This is a genomic window from Paenibacillus uliginis N3/975, assembly GCF_900177425.1.
GTDB classification, from domain to species: Bacteria; Bacillota; Bacilli; order Paenibacillales; family Paenibacillaceae; genus Paenibacillus_AQ; species Paenibacillus_AQ uliginis.
This window is the reverse complement of record NZ_LT840184.1, coordinates 6302261-6323981: the sequence shown is the minus strand read 5'-3', so window position 1 is coordinate 6323981 and position 21721 is coordinate 6302261. Positions and strand designations below refer to the sequence as shown.

Genomic DNA, 21721 nt, shown 5'->3' with positions numbered 1-21721 from the left:
TTAAAATTGTATATTTGAAAGCTTATTTTCCAAGACAAAATTGCGAGAAAATCTGATCGATCAGCGAATCACCAACCGCCTCACCCAAGATCTCTCCAAGCTGCTCCCAAGCAAGCCTCACATCAATCTGGATCATATCAATCGGAATGTACTGATCAGCCGCTTCATATGCATCCATCAATGATTTTTTCGATTTCTTAAGCAGTGCGATATGACGAACATTGCTGACGTAGGTCAGATCTCCGCCCTCTATCTTTCCGCTGAAGAAGAGCCCGGAAATAGCATCTTCCAACCGGTCAATTCCTTCCTCTGCCTTTACAGACATCGGAACGATCAGCTCATCCGGATAATATCGACGTACAATGTCCATATCCAGCTGTGACGGTAAGTCCATTTTATTCAAAATCACGATACATTGTCTACCGCGTATTTGTTCCATCAATTCCAATTCATCTTCATGCAGAGGCTCGCTTGCATTCAGTACCAACAGGATTAAATCTGCTTCATTTACCGCATGTTTAGAACGCTCTACACCGATTTTTTCAACAACGTCCATCGTCTCCCGAATTCCTGCGGTATCGAGCAGCTTAAGAGGAATGTTGTTAATCGTAACAAACTCCTCAATAACATCTCGTGTCGTCCCTGGGATATCTGTAACAATCGCCCGATTATCATGAGCCAGTGTATTCAGCAAAGACGACTTCCCGACATTTGGACGTCCGACAATAGCTGTGGTAATGCCCTCACGGAGTATCTTACCTTCTTCTGCTGTCTTCAGCAGCTTGTCGATCTCTTCCATCACAAACCGGCTCTTATCCTTTATGAATTCTGAAGTGAGTGATTCGACATCATGCTCTGGATAGTCAATGTTTACCTCAATATGCGCCAAGGTTTCCACGAGCGTATGACGCAGATCATTAATCTTGCGGGACAATGTTCCTTCCACCTGCTTCAATGCAACGGAGAACGCCCGGTCGGACTTCGATCTGATAAGATCAATTACCCCTTCTGCCTGTGACAAATCAATTCTTCCATTCAAAAAAGCCCGTTTCGTAAACTCACCTGGTTCAGCGAGACGGATATCTTGCTGCAACAGCAAATCCATCACCCGCTTCACTGCAATAACCCCGCCGTGTGAGCTGATCTCAACCACATCTTCTGTCGTAAATGAGCGAGGTGCCCTCATCACGGTGACCAGCACCTCTTCAAGGTTATCCCGGCTCAAAGGATCCATGATATGCCCGTAATGAACCGTATGCGAATCCACCTCGGTTAATTTCTCTTTACTCTTGAATATTTTTTCTACTTCTTTGACTGCTTCAGGACCGCTAACGCGAATAATCGCGATGCCGCCTTCACCAACCGCTGTAGAAATCGCGGCAATCGTATCGCTCAACATGACATTCACCTTCTTTTTGACTATTCATTGTGGGATAATTTCTTTACTTTACGTCTATCGACGTACCTCAAAGGCGACAGACCGCATTTAGCGGTGGTTTTTTTGCGAGATAAGTAATCTCTAAATAAAACAATGACTCCCTATTCGCACCAAGGAGTCATTGAGTCATATAATCTTTACTGCTGCTTCAGGGTAATGACGATACGGCGATTCGGTTCTTCACCTTTACTGAATGTCTTTACCTGAGCATGATTTTGTAGTCTAAAATGGATAACCTTGCGCTCAGAAGCAGGCATCGGTTCCAGTACAATTTCTTTCCGAGTCTTCACAGCACGTCCGGCCAATCGGTCAGCGAGGTCCTCCAATGTCTTCTTGCGGCGTTCACGGAAATTTTCCGCGTCCAGCACAATACGGACATAATTATCAGAGTAGCGGTTAGCTACAATGTTAGCCAGATACTGAAGTGCATCCAGCGTTTGTCCTCTACGACCAATCATGAGGCCTAAACCGGAACCGGATATATGAAGTATGGAAAACTCCTTACCATGCTCGACATCAACTGTAATGTCCAGTCCCATGGCTTTTCCTGTCTCCATCAGGAAGCTTATCGCCTCCTGATAAGGATCTTCTCCTGAATGCTTCTCAGCATAAACCGTCTTGTCCTCAGACAAGCTGCTAACTGCAGCCGTTTTTTTCGGCTCGGCCGGTGTCTCCTGTAGTTCAAGTGCAGGTGCCGCCTGCTTTTTAGAGGAGAAGTCCCTCTTAAGTTCGTCGCCGCCAGCACTGCTCGAGAGAAGCGTAAGCTCAACCTTCGCTTCCTTTACCCCGAACAGCCCCAGGAATCCTTTTGACGGCTGACTCAAAATTTGAACCGATACGTGGTCCCGACTTACACCCCACTGGGCTAGCCCTTGTTCGACAGCATCCTCAACGGTTTTTCCTGTTGCGACGATTTTACTCATTTCGACTTCTTAGCTCCTTTTTTGCCCTTTTTCCCGTTCTTCGGACCTTTACTTTGACCTGCACTCGCAGTTTTTACGTTAGCAACCACTGCATTTTTGTCATTGTTGCGGTACAAGAAGTAGTTTTGCACGATAGTGTACAAGTTACTGTAGAACCAGTACAACGGAAGTGCAGAAGGGAACTGAAACGACATCACGAAGATCAGAATCGGATATACAAACATCATGAACTGCATCATCCCCTGTTGAGGCGATGGGTTCATCTTCATCATCATTTTGGTTTGGAAGAATGTTGTGAATGCCGCCAAAACCGGCAAAATGAACAGCTTGTCCGGTTCTCCGAGCTGCAGCCACAAAAATTCGTGCTCACGAAGTGCCCCGTTAAAATAAATGGATTGATAAAGTGCAATAAAGATCGGCATCTGAACAAGAAGCGGTAAACAACCCGCCATCGGGTTGACCTTGTTCTCTTGGAACAGCCTCATGGTCTCCTGCTGCACTTTTTCAGGAGTATCTTTGTATTTCTCGCGGATCTTCATAAGTTCAGGTTGAATCGCTTGCATTGCTCTCGAGCTTCTTACCTGCTTTAGTGTCAACGGCAGGATCAACGTCCGGACGATAAGCACCATAACCAGAACCGCCAATCCGTACTCACCATTAAACCAAGTAGCAAATTTATTCAGGGCCCACGTAAAGTAAAATATGACGTTACTCTGCCAAAAGCCCCCGTTTTTCAGGTCTTCGATGGTACGCATCTGGTTTCCTTGCGGTGCACAACCAGATAAAACAACCATTGCTAGTATCAGCAAAGCTGTGAGGAGGAACCATTTCCCTCGTCTTGTCTTCGTTAGCGACACTTCAAAACCCCTCTCTTAGCCATTCCATTCCAATGTAAATCATAACATATTTATATGGACAAATAAACACAAGCTCATCCCTTCTTTGGCTTTAAAAGTGATGATTTGCGCAGTACATGCAGCACGCTTTTCTCCAACTCCTGATAGGTCTTGTCCAGTGCGCCTTTTCTGACAATAAAAATCAGATCAATATGCTCCACAATCTCGTGTTGATGACTGCGGACGATTTCCTTTACCAGCCGCCTCATCCGGTTACGGACCACAGCGTTTCCTACCTTTTTACTAACCGATATGCCGGTTCGAAATTGCTCAACGTCTTTCTTGCGGGACCAATACACCACGAATTGATGATTGGCAAAAGACTTTCCGTGTCGATAAACGCGGCTGAAGTCAGCTCGGTTCCGTAAACGCAATTTTTTTTGCACCAGTCTCTCCCTGCCTGCCTTTAGGTTTTTGATCTTTTACCATCGGCGTCTCACAGCATTTCTTCCTATATATAATAGTATAGTCACACCGCTCACGCGGTAAACGACATAATAGATTCTTCATATGAAAAGACAAATTCAACACTAATATTACGAAAAAAAGACCACCTCGGTGGTCTTCGTGGCATCGTGGCACAAATATTAAGCGCTCAATACTTTTCTGCCTTTTTGACGGCGGCTAGCCAGTACTTTACGTCCGTTCTTTGTACTCATTCTTTTACGGAACCCGTGGTTTTTCTTACGTTTGCTTACATTCGGTTTGAAAGTCTGTTTCATGATCTGTTGCACCCCCTTAAAGGAATCTTATCTTACCATATAACAAGTAGAAACGGTTCGCCATCATTTTGTAAGATAGGTCCGTTTCTGCGAGAAATATAAGAAAAATAGAACACTAATACTTTCTTATATTTAATAAATATCATCACAGAAAATGCCTTTATATATTTAATCACAATCACATCCAGAAGTCAATCCAAAACTTCCTATATCATTCCTTTAAAGAGGTTATTCAAAAAGTCCGCTTTTGATCACGAAGTGAATCAGGAAGTGGGCTCGGCATCGAATCTTGAATTCAGCCGGTCCTTCCGGTGCTCACGTACCCAAAACGTACGCTCCGCTCCTCACTCCCTAGCTTCATCCAACCTTCTCGGTGCTGAAAACCGACCTTTATGAACACGCACTTAAAGTTTTCCACAACCATGCATGTTTACTTCAGGATTCACGAATAATTATCCACATGGGGATAATTATTTTTAACTGTTTTTCCGTCAATGCCTTTTGGCAATACCCTCTTGCTGTTGACGCTTACAGGTGATGTTTACAGATGCTTTTATAAGGAGTAAGATGATTAAGAAAAATAAGTTGTATACAAGTATACAGTAAGAAAGGACTGCACTTTACATGAAAATCGGTCTGATCGGCCTCGGCAAAATGGGTTTTAACCTCATGCAAAACCTGGTACGTCATAATCATCAGGTAGCAGCGTATGATGTAAACCCTGAACTGGTTCAGCAATCAGCAGAACATGGAGCTGAGGGAGCATCTTCCTTGGAGGACATGGTGGCCAAGCTTCCAGCCCCCCGGATTGTGTGGATGATGGTGCCTGCGGGAGCTATTGTCGAGTCTGTAATCGAATCCATTACTCCTCTGCTTCAGGCTGGAGATATATTGATTGACGGCGGGAACTCACATTACAAAGAATCCATCACCCGTGCAGAGAAACTTGCAGCTCAAGGTATTCATTATTTTGACGCTGGCACTTCCGGCGGTATGGAGGGAGCTCATAACGGAGGATGCTTTATGATTGGCGGCAATCCGGATGTATTCCCTATCATTGAGCCTCTATTTAAAGACATGGCAGTCGAAAACGGCTATTTGTATGCCGGTCCAAACGGCAGCGGTCACTTTTTGAAAATGGTACACAACGGAATCGAGTACGGCATGATGCAATCCATTGCCGAAGGGTTCGAAGTACTTGAAAAAAGCAGCTTCAACTATAACTTTGAAGATGTCGCACGTGTCTGGTCCAACGGTTCAGTCATCCGCAGCTGGCTAATGGAACTGACCCAGAACGCTTTTTCGAAAGATCCAAAGCTTGAAGGTATTAAAGGTGTTATGAAATCTTCCGGTGAAGGCAAATGGACCGTGGAGACAGCACTTGATCTGCAGGCTAGCGCACCAGTTATTGCTATGTCATTGTTTATGCGCTACCGCTCCATGGAAAATGATACATTCCATGGAAAAGTCGTAGCAGCACTCCGCAATGAATTTGGCGGCCATGCTGTTGAAAAGTCAGAGTAACCACCGACTACTCCCTATGTTGCCCAGGTATGTACGGCTTCCTTTCCATGGAACAAGCCACTTCCGATATGGTACAATCATTACCATTAGATATTCGGATTGGAGATCATCGTCATGAAATATCCTACATCTTGGCTTCAGGGAGTCTCCCTTGGGGAGGCCATTACAAGTGAATTACGCCTTCAGATCATAAGCGGAGCCATTAAACCAGGCGAAGTTTTGTCTGAAAACCGAATTGCAAGCGATTTCGGAACCAGCCGTTCTCCCGTTAGGGAAGCAATGAAAACGCTATCGAATGAAGGTCTGATCCGGTTGGAACGCATGGGCGCTGTCGTTATCGGTTTATCTTTAAAAGATATGGAAGAACTTTACGATGTCCGTTTTCTCATAGAAAGTTTTGTTCAGGGCCGTGTATTTCTAAATCCTCATCCGGATTTAATACGCAGCCTTGAGCAGATCATAGACCGGATGAAGCTGGCAGCCAAACACCGCGATTCCGTTGACTTTTCTTATCAAGACTTGGCTTTCCATGAAAGAATCATTACAGAGGCCAATCATAAACGCATCCTCCATTTATGGAAAAGCATCCGTCCGATCGTCATGACCGTTATGCTCATCACAACAGAGCAGATATTCAGCGGCGGAGAATCCAAAATCAGTTATGTGATACAGAAACACGTCAAACTGGTACAAGAGATGAATTCTTTGGATCCGCAGCGAATTCAATTGGCGGTTCAGCATTATTTTGACGATTCCCGTACGACCCTGTACCACAGCTTCCCTAAGGGATAGCAGCACCACCTCAGGTGCAATCTCTTTTACCTCAAGTTGTCGACAAGTACACAACTTAAAAAGGGTATACTACCTCAGAGACTTACCATCGATCGCCCCCAATAATGAGGGTATATTATTTAGGAGGATGTTCAACATGAGCTCACTTTTTGGTCTTAGCCATAATGCTACTTTAATGTTTTGGACTCTGATAACCATCGTTTTTCTGATCCTTCTGATCTCAAAGTATAAATGGAATCCCTTTGTTACCCTTCTGATTTCGGCCCTAATGCTCGGACTGTTCACTGGCATGAAGCCAGCCGATGTTGTTACCTCCATAACAAGCGGTTTAGGCGGCACATTGGGTACGATCGCAATCGTTATTGCCCTCGGAACCATGCTCGGTAAAATGATGGCCGAATCCGGTGGTGCCGAGCAAATCGCTAACACACTCGTTGACCGTTTTGGAGAAAAAAGAGTTCACTGGGCGATGATGATCGTCGGATTCATAGTAGGTCTTCCCGTGTTCTTTGAAGTCGGCGTCATTCTATTGATTCCGATTGTCTTTACCGTAGCCCGTAAAACAAAAATGCCGCTGCTTCAGATCGGAATTCCGATTCTTGCTGGTCTTTCCACTGTTCACGGCTTGGTTCCCCCGCATCCAGCTCCCATGATTGCAATTGATGCCTATCAGGCGGATCTTGGAAAAACTATATTGTATTCGTTCATCATTGGTATTCCGACGGCCATTATTGCCGGTCCGCTCTTTGGTAAATTCATCGGTAAACGTATTCAGACCGAACCGCCGGCAGAGCTGGCTGAACAATTCTCCAACAAAGCAACACGCGGGCTGCCCGGCTTTGGAATAACGCTGTTTACGATTTTGCTACCAGTCATTCTGATGCTTATCGGTTCCATTGCAGATATTGTCGATCCTGATGCATCCAGCAGCATCACTTTATTCTGTGAATTTATTGGGCATGAAATCATCGCGCTGTTGATCGCTGCAGTGTTCTCCTTTTTCTCGCTTGGATTTGCCCGCGGTTTCAACAAACACGAAATTTCCCGATTTACAAGCGAGTGTCTTGCACCTATAGCGACAATTGTCCTGATCATCGGCGCAGGCGGAGCATTCAAACAAGTACTTATCAACAGCGGTGTCGGTACGGCAATTGCGGAAATCGCCACAGGAGCCAACATTAACGCCATCTTGTTCGCCTGGCTTGTTGCTGCTCTGATCCGTGTTGCAACAGGTTCTGCTACGGTAGCCATGACAACGGCAGCCGGGATTGTAGCACCAGTACTCGCTCTGACACCAGGTGCCAATGTGGAACTGGTCGTTTTGGCAACAGGAGCAGGCTCCATCGTATTGTCACACGTAAATGACGCTGGCTTTTGGATGGTTAAAGAGTTTTTCAACATGACTGTGCCGCAGACGCTGAAATCCTGGACCGTTATGGAAACCCTTTTGTCAGTCATCGGACTTGTGCTCACTCTCACCTTGAACGTTTTTGTATAATTTGAGATTACAGATTAGACTGATCTCGAAACACCTTATTGTGGAAAGAAGGTATGCCTTATGGATACGCTGAACTATATGATCGGTGTTGATATTGGAACAACCAGCACGAAAGCTGTGCTGTTTACAGAGGACGGGAAAATCATTGCCAAATCGGACGGTGAATATCCGCTCCTCACGCCTGCTCCCTCCGCTGCTGAGCAGGATCCTGAGGAAATATTTAATACGGTAATATCCTCGGTTCAAGGAGTTATGGCGGGTAGCGGCATCCATCCGGACCAGGTTCTGTTCGTCTCTTTCAGCTCGGCAATGCACAGTGTCATTGCGGTTGATAAGAACGGAAATCCGCTGACTCACTGTATTACTTGGGCTGATAACCGGAGTGCGGAATGGTCTGCCAGACTGAAAAAAGATTTTGGCGGGCATGAGTTGTACTTAAGAACCGGTACCCCAATCCATCCGATGTCTCCCATTACCAAACTTATGTGGCTGCGTCATGAACAGGAGTCATTGTTTAACAACGCAGCAAAATTCATTTCGATTAAAGAGTATGTATATTACAAATTGTTTCATCAATATGTCGTTGACCATTCGATCGCTTCGTCTACTGGCTTGTTAAACCTTAATGCGCTGAGTTGGGACGAAGAGGCTTTAAAGATCGCTGGAATTACAGAAGACCGCCTGTCGACCCTGGTACCTACCACACACATCATGACAGGGCTCGACACCGGTTATGCAGCCGCTATGGGCCTCTCTCCTTCCACTCCATTCGTGCTGGGAGCAAGTGACGGCGTGCTCTCCAATCTCGGTGTCAATGCTATTGAACCAGGTGTGGTCGCAGCTACAATCGGTACCAGCGGTGCCATTCGAACCGTTGTGGATAAACCAATGACGGATCCCAAAGGACGTATTTTTTGTTATGCACTGACGGAAAATAAATGGGTGATTGGCGGTCCGGTTAACAACGGCGGCATGATCTTCCGATGGGTCCGTGATCAGTTCGCCGCATCGGAGGTAGAGACGGCGAAGCGGCTCGGTATCAATCCATATGACGTCTTGACTAAGATTGCAGAGCGGGTCGCTCCCGGTTCAGACGGTCTTCTATTCCATCCTTACCTGACTGGAGAGCGTGCTCCGTTATGGGATCCGAATGCACGCGGTTCCTTCTTTGGCCTCACCTTAAACCATCAGAAGGAGCATATGATCCGCTCTGTGCTGGAAGGTGTTATTTTCAACATGTACACCGTACTGCTTGCGATGGAAGAGCAAATGGGATGTCCGTCCAAGATTCATGCGACTGGCGGTTTCGCCCGCTCTCCAATCTGGCGTCAGATGATGGCGGATATTTTCAATCAACAAGTTATCGTCCCTGAGAGCTACGAAAGCTCCTGTCTTGGAGCTGTTGTGCTTGGTCTTTATGCTACAGGCAGAGCCCAATCGCTTGATATCGTGGCCGATATGGTTGGCGGTACTCACGAGCATCAGCCGATTGAACAGAACGCTGTAATATATAAGAGCCTTCTGCCGATCTATATCCGAATCTCCCGCAAGCTGGAAGAAGAATACGAGGCGATTGCCGAGTTCCAGCGCAAATTTATGAAAATCTGATTGTCACATAACCTCAAATGACTTCAATTAGAGCTAAAAGGCCGCTCCTCACGGAGCGGCCTTTTTTTCTTTCAATTGTTGGTTTGCCCGGCATACACAGCTAATGAAGGAAAGGTTACCCACAGGCAGGCTGCCAAAGTGGTTTTTTCACATCCCGACAAAAAGCTGAATACTTCATTCTCAGCACGAACAACCTGTGTATAATTTTTCCCGCATTGTTACCAATGATGTCGAAACCTGAACAGATTATAAACAATATATAGTGGTGTGAATAAAAATTATGCACAACGTCTTGAATTTGTGGATAAAAAACGCTCACGCATTGAAAATAAGCCCTTCTTTTGCTATGATGATATTACTTTTGGATGTGAATATGTGAATGAACCCTCCATATTATCAACAGGCTGTGGATAAAGTTGTGAACAATTTCAATTTATCCATATTTTTTTGTTTTTACGGAGTCTAGCATTGGGGATAAGTCTACATCATTCATTTTCTTTCGACATTTCCACTCATGGCTCTAGCCACATTTGGAAGATTTAAAGGAGTGACAGTTTTGGACAGCCATACTTCCGAATTATGGCATCAAATTTTATCGATCATACAAACCAAGCTAAGCAAACCTAGTTTTGACACTTGGTTTAAAGCCACCAAAGCATTGACGCTGAACGATCACTCCGTTGTCATTTCCGCTCCTACGACTTTTGCCGTGGAATGGCTGGAAAGCAGATATACCAAATTGGTTAGCTCGACGGTGTACGAAGTCATGGGAAAGCAGGTTGACGTCCGGTTTGTCATTGAAGAGATAAAAACCGCCGACCCCGCCCCACAACAGCCGTCTCAACCTATGCAGGTATCCAGTGATGAAATTCAGTCACATATGCTTAATCAGAAATATACGTTCGACACCTTCGTCATTGGCTCGGGCAACCGATTCGCTCATGCTGCCTCGCTAGCTGTGGCCGAAGCTCCGGCGAAGGCTTACAACCCGCTGTTTCTTTACGGTGGCGTAGGACTTGGTAAAACGCATCTGATGCATGCGATCGGACACTATATTTTGGAGCATAATCCGAGCAGTAAAGTTGTGTACATCTCCTCCGAGAAGTTCACCAACGAGTTCATCAACTCCATCCGGGACAACCGGGCGGAAAGCTTCCGCAACAAATACCGGAACGTTGATATTCTGCTCATAGACGATATTCAGTTTCTGGCCGGTAAAGAGTCGACTCAGGAGGAATTTTTCCATACCTTCAATGCGCTGCATGAAGAACGGAAGCAAATCATCATCTCCAGTGACCGCCCGCCAAAAGAAATACCGACGCTTGAGGAACGGCTTCGCTCCCGCTTTGAATGGGGACTGATCACCGATATTCAGCCGCCGGATCTGGAAACACGGATCGCGATTCTTCGTAAAAAGGCCAAAGCCGAGAATCTCGATATCCCGAATGAAGCGATGATGTATATCGCCAATCAGATCGATACGAACATCCGCGAGCTGGAGGGCGCACTCATACGTGTCGTAGCCTACTCCTCACTCACGAACCAGGATGTAACGACTCATCTTGCTGCTGAAGCGCTGAAAGATATCATTCCTTCCAGCCGTCCAAGAATGATTACGATCCAGGACATTCAGCAAAAGGTCGGAGAGTACTACAACCTGCGTATGGAAGACTTCAAAGCTCGGAAAAGAACGAAAGCTGTCGCATTTCCGAGGCAGATTGCCATGTACTTGTCCCGCGAATTAACGGACTATTCCCTGCCCAAGATTGGTGAAGCCTTTGGAGGCCGTGACCATACAACGGTCATTCACGCCCACGAGAAAATAACCCAATCACTTAAAGTCGATCAGGAACTCTTCAAAGTTGTTAACAATCTCACGGAGAAAATCAAAAATCCAACCTGAACAAGTTCAAAGCCTATGCACAATCTATACACATGTGGATAGGCTTAATTTTATGCCTTTTCTTAGGCTTATCCACATATTCAGTGCCCCTACTACTGATACTATTAATAATTAATAAATAATTATCCATAAAGAAGGTCGAAAATATCCGGCGCTGCCGGCTTATTAAAAAACCTTCGCAATATCCGCAAGGAGTGAAATTGATGAAAATCAGCATATTAAAAAATGTTTTGAACGAATCCATTCAACACGTATCAAAAGCTATTTCAAGCCGGACGACAATTCCGATTTTGAGCGGGATTAAATTAGACGTGAATCATCAAGGAGTGACATTAACCGCCAGCGATACCGACATTTCCATTCAGTCCTTTATTCCTGCGGAAGATGAGAAGCAAACTATTGTGCAGGTGGATCAGCCAGGGAGCGTCGTTTTGCCTGCTAAATTTTTCGTGGAAATCATCAAAAAGCTTCCTTCACAGGAAATCCAAATGGAGGTCAAAGAAAACTTCCAGACCTTTATTGCTGCAGGTGCTACCGAAATTCAAATGGTCGGCCTGGATCCGGAAGAGTTTCCGGTACTTCCAAGCATTGAAGGGAACCAGACAGTCTCTCTTCCTGGCGACCTGTTGAAAAACATGATCAAACAAACAGTATTCTCCATTTCCACTCATGAAACGACACCGATTTTGACGGGTGTGCTGTGGAACCTTGCAGATAATGAGCTGAAGTTTACCGCAACAGACCGTCACCGTCTGGCAACACGCTCTGCCCAGCTGGAAGGCACAGAAGATGTAAAATTCAGCAATGTTGTTATTGCCGGTAAAACATTGAATGAGTTGAGCAAAATCATTCCGGATCAAAACACACTTGTCGATATCGTTGTAGCGGACAATCAGGTTTTGTTCAAAATCGATCGTGTCCTGTTCTACTCCCGTATTTTGGACGGTATTTATCCGGATACTTCTAGAATTATTCCTACAACACACAAAACAGAACTAATTCTGGATACAAAAAAATTGAGTGAGTCCATCGATCGTGCTTATTTGCTCTCCAAAGAGGAAAAAACAAACATTGTGCGCATGCAGACGATGGAACACGGCGGAATCGAAATCAGCTCAAGCTCTTCTGAGCTCGGTAAAGTACGTGAAGAGCTGGAGCTAATTGATTTTAAAGGGGAATCGCTAAGAATCTCGTTTAACTCCAAATATATGCTGGATGTTTTAAAAATTATCGAAAGTGAGCAGCTGATGATTGCTTTCACCGGCGTGATGAGTCCGATTATTTTGAAGCCGATCGACGACAGTCAGAGTATGTATGTCATTTTACCTTACCGGACGACCAACTAAAGTTATCCCCAGGCTACGGGATGAAAGGAACAAATCATGAAACAAATCGTTATCCACAGTGAATATATTAAGCTTGATTCGTTTTTGAAGCTGGCAGATTGCGTATCCACAGGCGGCATGGCGAAGGCTGTGTTGCAAGAAGGCGCGGTCCGGGTCAATGACGAGTTGGAAGAGCGGCGCGGACGCAAATTGTATCCCGGCGACATTATCCAGGTGGAGGACTGCGGTACCTTCCAGGTAGCCGCGGAGTAAATCAGCCTCCCGCAGCCGCTTGGCGTAAGAGCGGAAGACGAGGGAGAGGATAAGTTTGTTTGTTAATAACATCAGCCTGCTTCACTACCGAAACTACGAATCACTGCGGCTGGACTCCTTCGGGGACGTAAATCTCATCATCGGACAAAATGCACAGGGCAAAACCAATTTGGTGGAAGCCCTGTTCGTTCTTGCGTTGACAAAAAGCCATCGCACGTCCAAAGACCGGGAATTGATCTCTTTTGAAGCAGCCAGCTCACATATATCGGCTGAAGTGGAGAAGAAATACGGTGCTCTGAAGTTGGAACTGTCCTTGTCATCACAAGGGAAGAAGGCTAAGATCAATGGGTTGGAGCAGCGGAAGCTGAGTGATTTTATCGGATCGCTGAATGTGGTTATGTTCGCGCCGGAAGATTTGGAGATCGTCAAAGGAACGCCGGGGGTCCGCCGCCGGTTTCTTGACATGGAAATCGGACAGGTAACCCCAAGCTACTTGTTCCACCTGCAGCAGTATCAGAAAGTACTGCTCCAGCGTAACAATTTGCTGAAGACGCTGTGGGGGAAAGATGCTTCACAACAGGCGATGCTGGACGTATGGAATATTCAGCTGGTAGAGCATGGTGTTAAAATCGTCAAGAAGAGGAAACAATTTATAAAAAAGCTGCAAAAGTGGGCAGAGACGATCCATCAGGGCATTACAAATGGGATCGAAGAGCTGCGATTGCAGTATCTTCCGTCGTTTGCGGACGGGGAGGAAGAAGATGAAGCTGTCTTATTTGAGTCATTTATGATAAAATTATCACAAATCAAAGAACAGGAAATACGGCGCGGTATGACTCTCGCAGGTCCTCATCGAGACGATCTGGCTTTTTATATAAACGGCAAAGAAGTGCAAACGTACGGATCACAGGGCCAGCAGCGGACGACCGCGCTGTCTCTTAAACTGGCGGAAATAGAGCTTATACAGGAGGAAATCGGAGAATACCCTGTGCTGCTCTTAGACGATGTACTCTCGGAACTCGATCCCTATCGTCAAACTCAGCTGATTGAAACATTCCAGACGAAGGTGCAGACATTCATCACGGCGACGGGAATTGAAAGTTTGAATACCGACAAATTGAAGGGTGCCAGCATTTTTCATGTCCATAGCGGAGAGGTAGACTCTTAAGGAGTGATTCGTATATATATTCATTTGGGTGGAGAAAAGATTATCCGTTCATCAGAGCTGGTTGGGATTTTTGATGTTTCCATTGAGAAATCTTCGAAAATTTCCAAGCAGTTTGTCACGTATGCGCAGCAGCATAAGGTAGTTGAGTATATCGGCGAAGAGGACCCCAAGTCCATCGTCGTGACGAAGAGCATCGTGTATTATTCCCCGATTTCTTCTGCAACCCTGAAGAAACGAGCAAACATATTTGTTGCTTATGCATAACAGAATCTGTAGAAGTAGGTGAAAGCATGTCTATGAATCAACCAGCTTATGATGAGAATCAGATTCAGGTACTGGAAGGATTGGAAGCGGTACGGAAGCGTCCGGGTATGTACATCGGATCCACTAGTGCGAAGGGTTTGCATCATTTGGTGTGGGAAGTGGTGGACAATAGTATCGATGAAGCAATGGCGGGAATATGCGACCATATTGAAATCGTTGTGCATCAGGATAACAGTGTAACGGTTGTCGATAACGGGCGGGGGATTCCGGTCGGTGAAAACGCGAAACTGAAAAAATCAACGCTTGAAGTTGTTATGACCGTACTCCATGCTGGCGGTAAGTTTGGCGGCGGAGGATACAAGGTTTCTGGTGGTCTCCACGGTGTCGGCGTTTCCGTCGTTAATGCACTGTCTAGCAAAGTCGTCGTTCAGGTTAGACGTGACGGACAGATCTATCAACAGGAATACCAACGTGGTGTTCCACAATACGATATTAAAGTTGTCGGAGAAACCGATGATCACGGTACGACTGTAACCTTCCTGCCGGATCCGGAAATTTTCACGGAAACGACAGAGTATGATTACAATACGCTGCTTACCCGGGTTCGGGAACTAGCCTTCCTGAACAAAGGCATTGCGCTTACCCTAACCGATGAACGTACAGGTGCTTCTAACTATTTCAAATACGAAGGCGGGATCATTGAATACGTCAAGTACTTGAACGAGAAGAAGGAAGCTCTTCATGAGGAGCCGATCTACGTTGAAGGATCCCGTGACAGTATCCAGGTAGAAGTGTCCCTCCAGTATAACGACAGCTATACGGAGAACATTTATTCCTTTGCGAACAATATTAATACCCATGAGGGCGGTACGCACGAATCGGGTTTCAAGAGTGCGCTGACCCGTATCATAAATGACTATGCCCGCAAAACAGGCATGATCAAAGACAACAGCTCCAATCTGACGGGCGACGACGTCCGTGAAGGCTTGACTGCGATTATCTCAGTTAAAATTCCGGAACCGCAGTTTGAAGGCCAAACGAAGACGAAGCTTGGCAACAGTGAAGTCCGCGGAATTGTGGAATCCTTGTTCGCAGAGAAGCTACAGGAGTTCCTGCAAGAGAATCCTTCTGTTTCCCGCCGCATTCTGGAAAAGGGGCTATCTGCCTCCCGTGCCCGTGAAGCAGCACGCAAGGCGCGCGAGATGACACGCCGTAAGAGCGCGCTTGAAGTCAGTGCCCTTCCGGGCAAGCTGGCGGACTGCTCCTCCAAGGATGCATCCATCAGTGAGCTGTATATCGTCGAAGGTGATTCCGCCGGCGGTTCTGCTAAACAGGGCCGTGATCGTCATTTCCAGGCGATTCTGCCATTGCGAGGTAAGATTCTGAATGTAGAGAAGGCGCGGCTTGACCGCATTTTGTCCAACGCAGAGATCCGGGCAATTATTACAGCGCTGGGTACCAGTATTGGTGACGACTTTGATTTAAGCAAGGCCCGGTATCACAAGGTCATTATTATGACCGATGCCGATGTTGACGGTGCGCATATTCGTACGTTGCTGCTGACATTCTTCTACCGGTATATGCGGAAGATCGTGGAAGCAGGGTTTGTATATATCGCCCAGCCACCACTCTTTAAAGTGGAGCGCAACAAGGTGATCCGTTACGCAGGGACAGAGAAGGAACGCGATGAGATCATCAAGGAATTCGGCGAGAATGCGAAATTTAACGTTCAGCGTTATAAAGGTCTCGGCGAGATGAACGCATCACAGCTGTGGGAGACAACGATGGACCCGGAAAGCCGCACCATGCTGCAAGTAACGATCGAGGACGCTATTTTGGCAGACAGCATTTTTGACACGCTAATGGGCGATAATGTAGAACCGCGTCGTGATTTTATTCAGGAGCATGCGAAGCTCGTTCGTAACCTTGATGTGTAATCAAGTCTTTAACCAGAATGAGTGCATTTTAACCTGAAACACTGTTTCCAAAATGAAATAGAAAAAGGACCACGATGCTATAAGACATCGCCGTCCTTTCAAAGCGTGCAGAGTTTCTGCACGCTTTTTTATTCACTGGAGGAGCCGCAAGTGAACTCGGCTAGGTCGCTTTCTTCTTGCTGGAGGTGCTTCTTCCGTAAGCATTAGCGTATTTTTTTACCTTTTGGTATATGCTTTGATCTTTGAAAAATTTCTTGAACGGGTACAAGGCTGGTTTAGTGTTCACTTCCAATATCCAAATGCTCCACCTGGAATCTATGGCCACATCGAGACCAATTTCCTTCAAATTGGGGTAAGACCTCTGTAGCTGTGAAGCAACGTTGATACCGAGGTCCTTCAACTCTTTACGGATATTGTCAGCTTCAAACGATGTCATATGTTCAGTCATCAGTTTTTTGAAGTGTTGGATGCTCCCGCCGCCATGATGATTTGTCACAATTTTATGTTGAGCGGCAACCCGGCCGACGATGCCCGTGCTTTCCCATCTGCCAAAAGGATTTTTCTGTACGAGTACCCGCAGGTCGAAGGCACGGCCGTTGTGTTGCAGCAACCGGATGCCCTGTTGAATTAGATATTCTTTGCCATGACAGAGGTGTGTAATTGTGTTGTGGAGCTGTTCCAGCGTTGTGTAATGCTCGGTTGTGGTATCATAGCGGAGCTCATACGATTGTGTACTATCGGAACTGTCCGGTTCCTCGGTATGGATCAGCTCAACACACATAACGCCATTGCCATAGGTTCCCCGGTCCGGCTTAATATAGACGAGAGTATGCGTCTCGAGCATTTGTTCAAGTGCATCGAACGAGTATAGGCGGGTAGCCGGCACATAAGAGGCGAGTCCTTTGTTTTTAAGGATGTTTTTCGTTTTTGTCCATTTGCTTGAAACGCGTTGTACAGTCAACCATTTTCATCCTTTCCGGTTTCGTTTTTAATAAGGTTGATAGGATATATTATTTATGTCAGAAATCATGGGGACACGCTGCCGTGTCCTGAAAACATAGGACAAGGAAAGCAAACAATGGTATAATATAAAGATGTGAAGATTTGTATTTGTTTATCATGATTTCCGAGATCCTTTGCCCTGCATTGTATGTGAAAATTAGCGCCGAGGACAGGGCGTTTCCCTAGTTCCGGGCAAAATATACAGTTTCACGGCGCGTGATCAAGCGACGTTTAATTGTGCTCCTTTTGTGAAAGTAATATAATTAAGATTAATGGATTTGCATCGTTGTTCACTATTCTGCTTTTTTCACATAGATCTAGGCACGGTTGATAGGAAAATGAAGGAGGTCCAGCATGGCGGAAGAAAATTTCTCCCAAATCAAAGATCGGGACATTGGTACGGAGATGCGCGAATCCTTTATGGATTATGCGATGAGTATCATTGTAAGCCGGGCTCTGCCGGATGTGCGGGACGGATTGAAGCCAGTTCACCGTCGTATCTTGTATGCGATGTCCGAACTTGGAATGGCCCCGGATAAACCACACAAGAAATCTGCAAGAATCGTCGGCGAAGTTATCGGTAAATATCATCCGCATGGTGATTCGGCCGTTTATGAGTCGATGGTACGGATGGCACAGGACTTCTCCATGCGTTATATGCTTGTCGATGGGCATGGTAACTTCGGGTCCATTGACGGTGATATGGCGGCAGCCATGCGGTATACGGAAGCCCGTTTATCTAAAGTTGCCATGGAAATGCTGCGTGATATCAATAAAGAGACGATTGATTTTATTCCTAACTATGATGGTGAGGAGCAGGAGCCTGTTGTTCTGCCGGCACGTTACCCAAACTTGCTCGTAAACGGTGTATCTGGTATTGCGGTCGGTATGGCGACCAATATTCCGCCTCATAATCTTGGAGAAGTTATAGACGGTGTCCAGGCGCTTATTCAGAATCCGGATATTACGTCTATGGAGCTAATGGATTATATCCAGGGACCGGACTTCCCGACTTCAGGTTATATCATCGGACGAGCGGGTATCCGTCAAGCGTATCAGACTGGCCGTGGTTCTGTAACGATGCGTGCTAAAGCGACGATCGAAGAGAACAATAACAAGGCTAGAATCGTAGTACACGAGATTCCATATCAGGTTAACAAAGCACGCCTGGTTGAGAAAATTGCCGAGCTCGTTCGCGACAAGCGGATTGACGGCATCACCGACTTGCGGGATGAATCTGATCGTAACGGTATGCGTATCGTTATTGAGCTGCGACGTGATGTTAATCCGAATGTCGTGCTGAATAACTTGTATAAGCACACTTCGATGCAGTCCAATTTTGGTATTAACATGCTCGCGATCGTAAATAACGAGCCTAAAATACTGAATCTGCGCGATATGCTGTATTACTATCTCGAACACCAGGTTACGGTTATCCGCCGCCGGACTGAGTTTGAACTCAAAAAAGCGGAGGCCCGTGCTCATATTCTCGAAGGTTTGCGAATCGCTCTGGATCATCTGGATGAAGTCATTGCCCTCATTCGTGCTTCACAGACGACAGAAGCAGCCCGAGAAGGCTTGATCGAACGATTTGGTCTCAGCAATGAGCAAGCTCAAGCTATTCTGGACATGCGCCTTCAGCGCCTGACAGGTCTGGAACGCGAGAAGATCGAGAACGAATACCAGGAGCTTATGAAGAAAATTGCGGAGCTACGTGAAATTCTTGCTAATGAGCATCTCATTCTGCAAATCATCAGCGAAGAGCTCCAAGAGATCAAAGAGCGCTTTAACGATGAACGCCGTACGGAGATTACCGTGGGTGAAGATAGCATTCTGGACGAGGATCTTATTCCTCGTGAGGAAGTCATCATCACGATTACCCATACCGGTTATATCAAGCGTCTGCCGGCCAATACGTACCGCAGTCAGAAGCGGGGCGGACGGGGTGTTGTGGGGATGGATACGAAGAGTGAGGATTTTGTTGAACATCTCTTCGTAACTAACTCACACCATTACTTGATGTTCTTTACGGACAAAGGTAAGGCGTACCGGTTGAAGGCTTACGAGATACCAGAACTCAGCCGGACGGCTCGCGGTACACCGATTATCAACCTGATTCAGATCGAACAGGGAGAAACGGTCAATGCGGTTATTCCGGTAGAGAGCTTTGAGAGCGATAATTACCTGTTCTTTGCGACCTGCCAGGGTGTCGTTAAGAAAACACCGCTGGAGGATTACGTTAATATCCGCAAAGGTGGTTTGATCGCCATTAATCTGCGTGAGGACGATTCCTTGATCGAAGTGAAGCTGACTGATGGACAGCAAGAGATCATCATAGGTACAGCTCAAGGTATGTCCATCCGATTCAAGGAAAGTGACGTACGATCCATGGGACGGAGCGCTACAGGGGTTAAGGGTATTACACTGGATGAGGATGATACCGTAATCGGTATGGATGTTGTGGACCATGATTTGGATATCCTGATCGTAACTTCCAAGGGTTATGGTAAAAGGACACCTGCAGGCGATTACCGTTCTCAGACTCGTGGTGGTAAAGGGATCAAAACGATCAATGTCACCGACAAGAACGGTCCTGTCGTCGGCCTGAAAGTCGTGAAATCTGAAGAGGACTTGATGATTATTACGGCCAGCGGTACGATTATACGTACCAGCATGGAAGGTATATCAACCATGGGACGCTATGCGCAGGGTGTCAAATTGATTAATATCCGTGAGGATGATGCTGTAGCAACGGTATGCCGCGCTGATAAGAGCGAGGAACCTGACAATGCAGATGAAGTTGAAGGCGAAGACGGCGGAGAAGGCGAAGAGACGTCAGAACCGTCATCTGAGGAATAAATAAATGAAGAGAGCATGGATGCATTACGCATTCATGCTCTTTTTAAATGTGTGTAGCGATACAACTTGATAACAAAGAACTATTCACGATGAAGCAAGTGTTAATACTAAAAAATACATATACAGGTAATTAGTCTTGGACAGGCTGAGGAAGTAGTACTATAATGTTGATTAAAATAAGGTGAAATTGGCTGCCGATAGGCAAAAAACCAGCTAACAGAATAGATGGAGAGGTTGATCATGACGATCAGATCCGTTAGTGAATTACAAGCCGGTGTTAAATTGACTCAAGATGTTCATACGCCTCTTGGCGGCCTTTTGCTTCAAAAAGGAAAAGTTCTACTACCCAGAGATTTGGACGTGTTAAAAGCCTTTTTGGTGCAGCAAGTAAATATTGAGGGCCCAGATGGGGACACTACAAAGATTCCGACAATTAAAACAGCCGGGCAGAAGCCCTCGCTTATATTTTCGGACATAGCCGCAAATGCAGGAACTGATGAAGCTGGGGCCAGAAAAGACCAGCCTTTACACGAGGAATATGATAAAACGCTCACGTTAGTAAAAAGCTGCTATCAATCGGCTCATACAGGGGAGCTACGGATGTATGAAGTTCGCAATCAGATGGAAGCTCTTTTGAAGCATCAAGAAGATTATCATCTCCTGAAATTCTCGCCGCGTATGACAAGCCGACATGAGTACAGATATCACAATGCAGTATTGTGTGCTCTATCATCGTATAAGCTGGCCCGGTGGATTGGGCTTCCACAAAAGGATTGGCTCCAAGTCGCCTTTGCTGGATTGCTGCATGATATCGGAAATGCAAAGATAGATCCTCTTCTATTGAACAAACCGTCCAAGCTAACGTCTGAAGAGAGTGAGGAAATGCGCCGTCATACCACTTACGGTTATCAGATATTAAAAAATGTAGCTGCTGTGAATGAAGGTGTTCGATTAGCAGCTCTTCAGCATCATGAAAAAGTAGACGGTTCAGGGTACCCACTGAAGCTCGACGGTACAAAGATTCATATATATGCCCGTATCGTGGCGGTCGCGGATATTTTTCACGCTATGACACTGGATAAGTTCTACCGGGGAGCGCAGTCGCCCTATGCGGTTTTGGAACAGATTCAACTGGAGGCCTTCGGCAAACTGGATCCAATGATAGTTCAAACCTTTATTAATAAAGTTACGTCTTTTCATAACGGCACTAAGGTCCGCCTAAGCAATAATGAAGTGGGTGAGATCGTGTTTACGGACAACCTGCATCCTACTAGACCGATGGTTTCTATAGACGGTCAAATCATCAATCTCATGCAGCAGCGACAACTATTTATAGAAGAAGTCATTTCTTGACGAAAAATGTTGACTTAGTTAGTTATGTTGTGGTATATTATTTCTTGCCGCTTCAAGCGGAATAATATATCACAGCATTTCTACAAGAAAAACTTTTTGAAAAAAAAGCTTGCAAACTTCGAAAGAAGATGATATATTATAAGAGTTGCTGATGCGAACGAGATTCGCCGGTAACACTGAAGAAGTTGACCTTTGAAAACTGAACAACGAGTGAGTTAAACCGATCTTACTTCGGT

19 protein-coding genes are annotated in these 21721 nt (G+C 45.9%); 13 read left to right on the top strand and 6 right to left on the bottom strand.

The features are described 5' to 3' along the window. Positions 1-22: 22 nt before the first annotated feature. The 5 genes from mnmE to rpmH all read right to left on the bottom strand — a co-directional run bounded on the left by mnmE (position 23) and on the right by rpmH (position 3979). Positions 23-1399, bottom strand: a complete 1377-nt coding sequence (gene mnmE, locus B9N86_RS29370; RefSeq protein WP_208916833.1) for a tRNA uridine-5-carboxymethylaminomethyl(34) synthesis GTPase MnmE — start codon at positions 1397-1399, stop codon at positions 23-25. Positions 1400-1575: 176 nt separating this feature from the next. Continuing rightward, on the bottom strand, positions 1576-2361 hold the full coding sequence (gene jag / locus B9N86_RS29365; protein WP_208916831.1) for an RNA-binding cell elongation regulator Jag/EloR: 786 nt from the start codon (positions 2359-2361) through the stop codon (positions 1576-1578). After that, positions 2358-3218 (bottom strand): YidC/Oxa1 family membrane protein insertase, encoded by an 861-nt coding sequence (locus B9N86_RS29360; protein WP_208916829.1) that lies wholly within the window; start codon positions 3216-3218, stop codon positions 2358-2360. Before B9N86_RS29360 ends, jag begins: the two co-directional genes overlap by 4 nt. A gap of 74 nt (positions 3219-3292) precedes the next feature. Further along, the gene (rnpA, locus tag B9N86_RS29355; protein WP_208916827.1) at positions 3293-3643 is read right to left on the bottom strand and encodes a ribonuclease P protein component; all 351 of its coding nucleotides are present in this window, start codon (positions 3641-3643) and stop codon (positions 3293-3295) included. 201 nt (positions 3644-3844) lie between these two features. Further along, positions 3845-3979, bottom strand: coding sequence for a 50S ribosomal protein L34 (gene rpmH / locus B9N86_RS29350; protein ID WP_208916825.1), 135 nt, complete (start codon positions 3977-3979; stop codon positions 3845-3847). A 624-nt stretch (positions 3980-4603) separates the two neighbouring features. On the opposite strand from rpmH, the gene gnd reads away from it, so the two are divergent. The 11 genes from gnd to gyrB all read left to right on the top strand — a co-directional run bounded on the left by gnd (position 4604) and on the right by gyrB (position 16271). Then, positions 4604-5503 carry a phosphogluconate dehydrogenase (NAD(+)-dependent, decarboxylating) gene (gene gnd, locus B9N86_RS29345; RefSeq protein WP_208916823.1) on the top strand — a complete coding sequence of 300 codons (900 nt, stop codon included), beginning with the start codon at positions 4604-4606 and terminating at the stop codon, positions 5501-5503. Between the two features lie 114 nt (positions 5504-5617). Further along, complete coding sequence (locus B9N86_RS29340) at positions 5618-6295, top strand: GntR family transcriptional regulator (protein WP_208916821.1); 678 nt, start codon at positions 5618-5620, stop codon at positions 6293-6295. A 136-nt stretch (positions 6296-6431) separates the two neighbouring features. Continuing rightward, positions 6432-7793 carry a GntP family permease gene (locus B9N86_RS29335; RefSeq protein ID WP_208916819.1) on the top strand — a complete coding sequence of 454 codons (1362 nt, stop codon included), beginning with the start codon at positions 6432-6434 and terminating at the stop codon, positions 7791-7793. A 60-nt stretch (positions 7794-7853) separates the two neighbouring features. After that, positions 7854-9401: a gluconokinase gene (gene gntK, locus B9N86_RS29330; RefSeq protein WP_208916817.1), complete on the top strand. Its 1548-nt coding sequence runs from the start codon at positions 7854-7856 to the stop codon at positions 9399-9401. Between the two features lie 267 nt (positions 9402-9668). Then, positions 9669-9815 carry a hypothetical protein gene (locus tag B9N86_RS30060; RefSeq protein ID WP_210190624.1) on the top strand — a complete coding sequence of 49 codons (147 nt, stop codon included), beginning with the start codon at positions 9669-9671 and terminating at the stop codon, positions 9813-9815. 142 nt (positions 9816-9957) lie between these two features. Then, a complete protein-coding gene (gene dnaA, locus B9N86_RS29325) occupies positions 9958-11304 on the top strand; it encodes a chromosomal replication initiator protein DnaA (RefSeq protein ID WP_425298561.1) in 1347 nt (448 codons plus the stop codon). A gap of 203 nt (positions 11305-11507) precedes the next feature. Further along, a complete protein-coding gene (gene dnaN, locus B9N86_RS29320) occupies positions 11508-12650 on the top strand; it encodes a DNA polymerase III subunit beta (protein ID WP_208916813.1) in 1143 nt (380 codons plus the stop codon). 36 nt (positions 12651-12686) lie between these two features. After that, on the top strand, positions 12687-12902 hold the full coding sequence (gene yaaA, locus B9N86_RS29315; protein ID WP_208916811.1) for a S4 domain-containing protein YaaA: 216 nt from the start codon (positions 12687-12689) through the stop codon (positions 12900-12902). A 55-nt stretch (positions 12903-12957) separates the two neighbouring features. Continuing rightward, positions 12958-14070 carry a DNA replication/repair protein RecF gene (recF, locus tag B9N86_RS29310; RefSeq protein ID WP_208916809.1) on the top strand — a complete coding sequence of 371 codons (1113 nt, stop codon included), beginning with the start codon at positions 12958-12960 and terminating at the stop codon, positions 14068-14070. A 12-nt stretch (positions 14071-14082) separates the two neighbouring features. Continuing rightward, positions 14083-14334, top strand: coding sequence for an extracellular matrix regulator RemB (gene remB / locus B9N86_RS29305; protein ID WP_208920946.1), 252 nt, complete (start codon positions 14083-14085; stop codon positions 14332-14334). Positions 14335-14360: 26 nt separating this feature from the next. Further along, the gene (gene gyrB, locus B9N86_RS29300; protein WP_208916807.1) at positions 14361-16271 is read left to right on the top strand and encodes a DNA topoisomerase (ATP-hydrolyzing) subunit B; all 1911 of its coding nucleotides are present in this window, start codon (positions 14361-14363) and stop codon (positions 16269-16271) included. Positions 16272-16431: 160 nt separating this feature from the next. Here the strand turns inward: gyrB and B9N86_RS29295 are convergent, their stop codons facing one another. Beyond that, complete coding sequence (locus tag B9N86_RS29295; protein ID WP_208916805.1) at positions 16432-17232, bottom strand: YheC/YheD family protein; 801 nt, start codon at positions 17230-17232, stop codon at positions 16432-16434. Between the two features lie 395 nt (positions 17233-17627). Here B9N86_RS29295 and gyrA point away from each other — a divergent pair, with 395 nt between their 5' ends. Both gyrA and B9N86_RS29285 read left to right on the top strand, forming a co-directional pair. Beyond that, positions 17628-20132, top strand: coding sequence for a DNA gyrase subunit A (gene gyrA / locus B9N86_RS29290; RefSeq protein WP_208916803.1), 2505 nt, complete (start codon positions 17628-17630; stop codon positions 20130-20132). A gap of 240 nt (positions 20133-20372) precedes the next feature. Further along, entirely contained in the window at positions 20373-21485 is a 1113-nt protein-coding gene (locus tag B9N86_RS29285; protein ID WP_208916801.1) for an HD-GYP domain-containing protein, read from the top strand. Positions 21486-21721 lie beyond the last annotated feature (236 nt).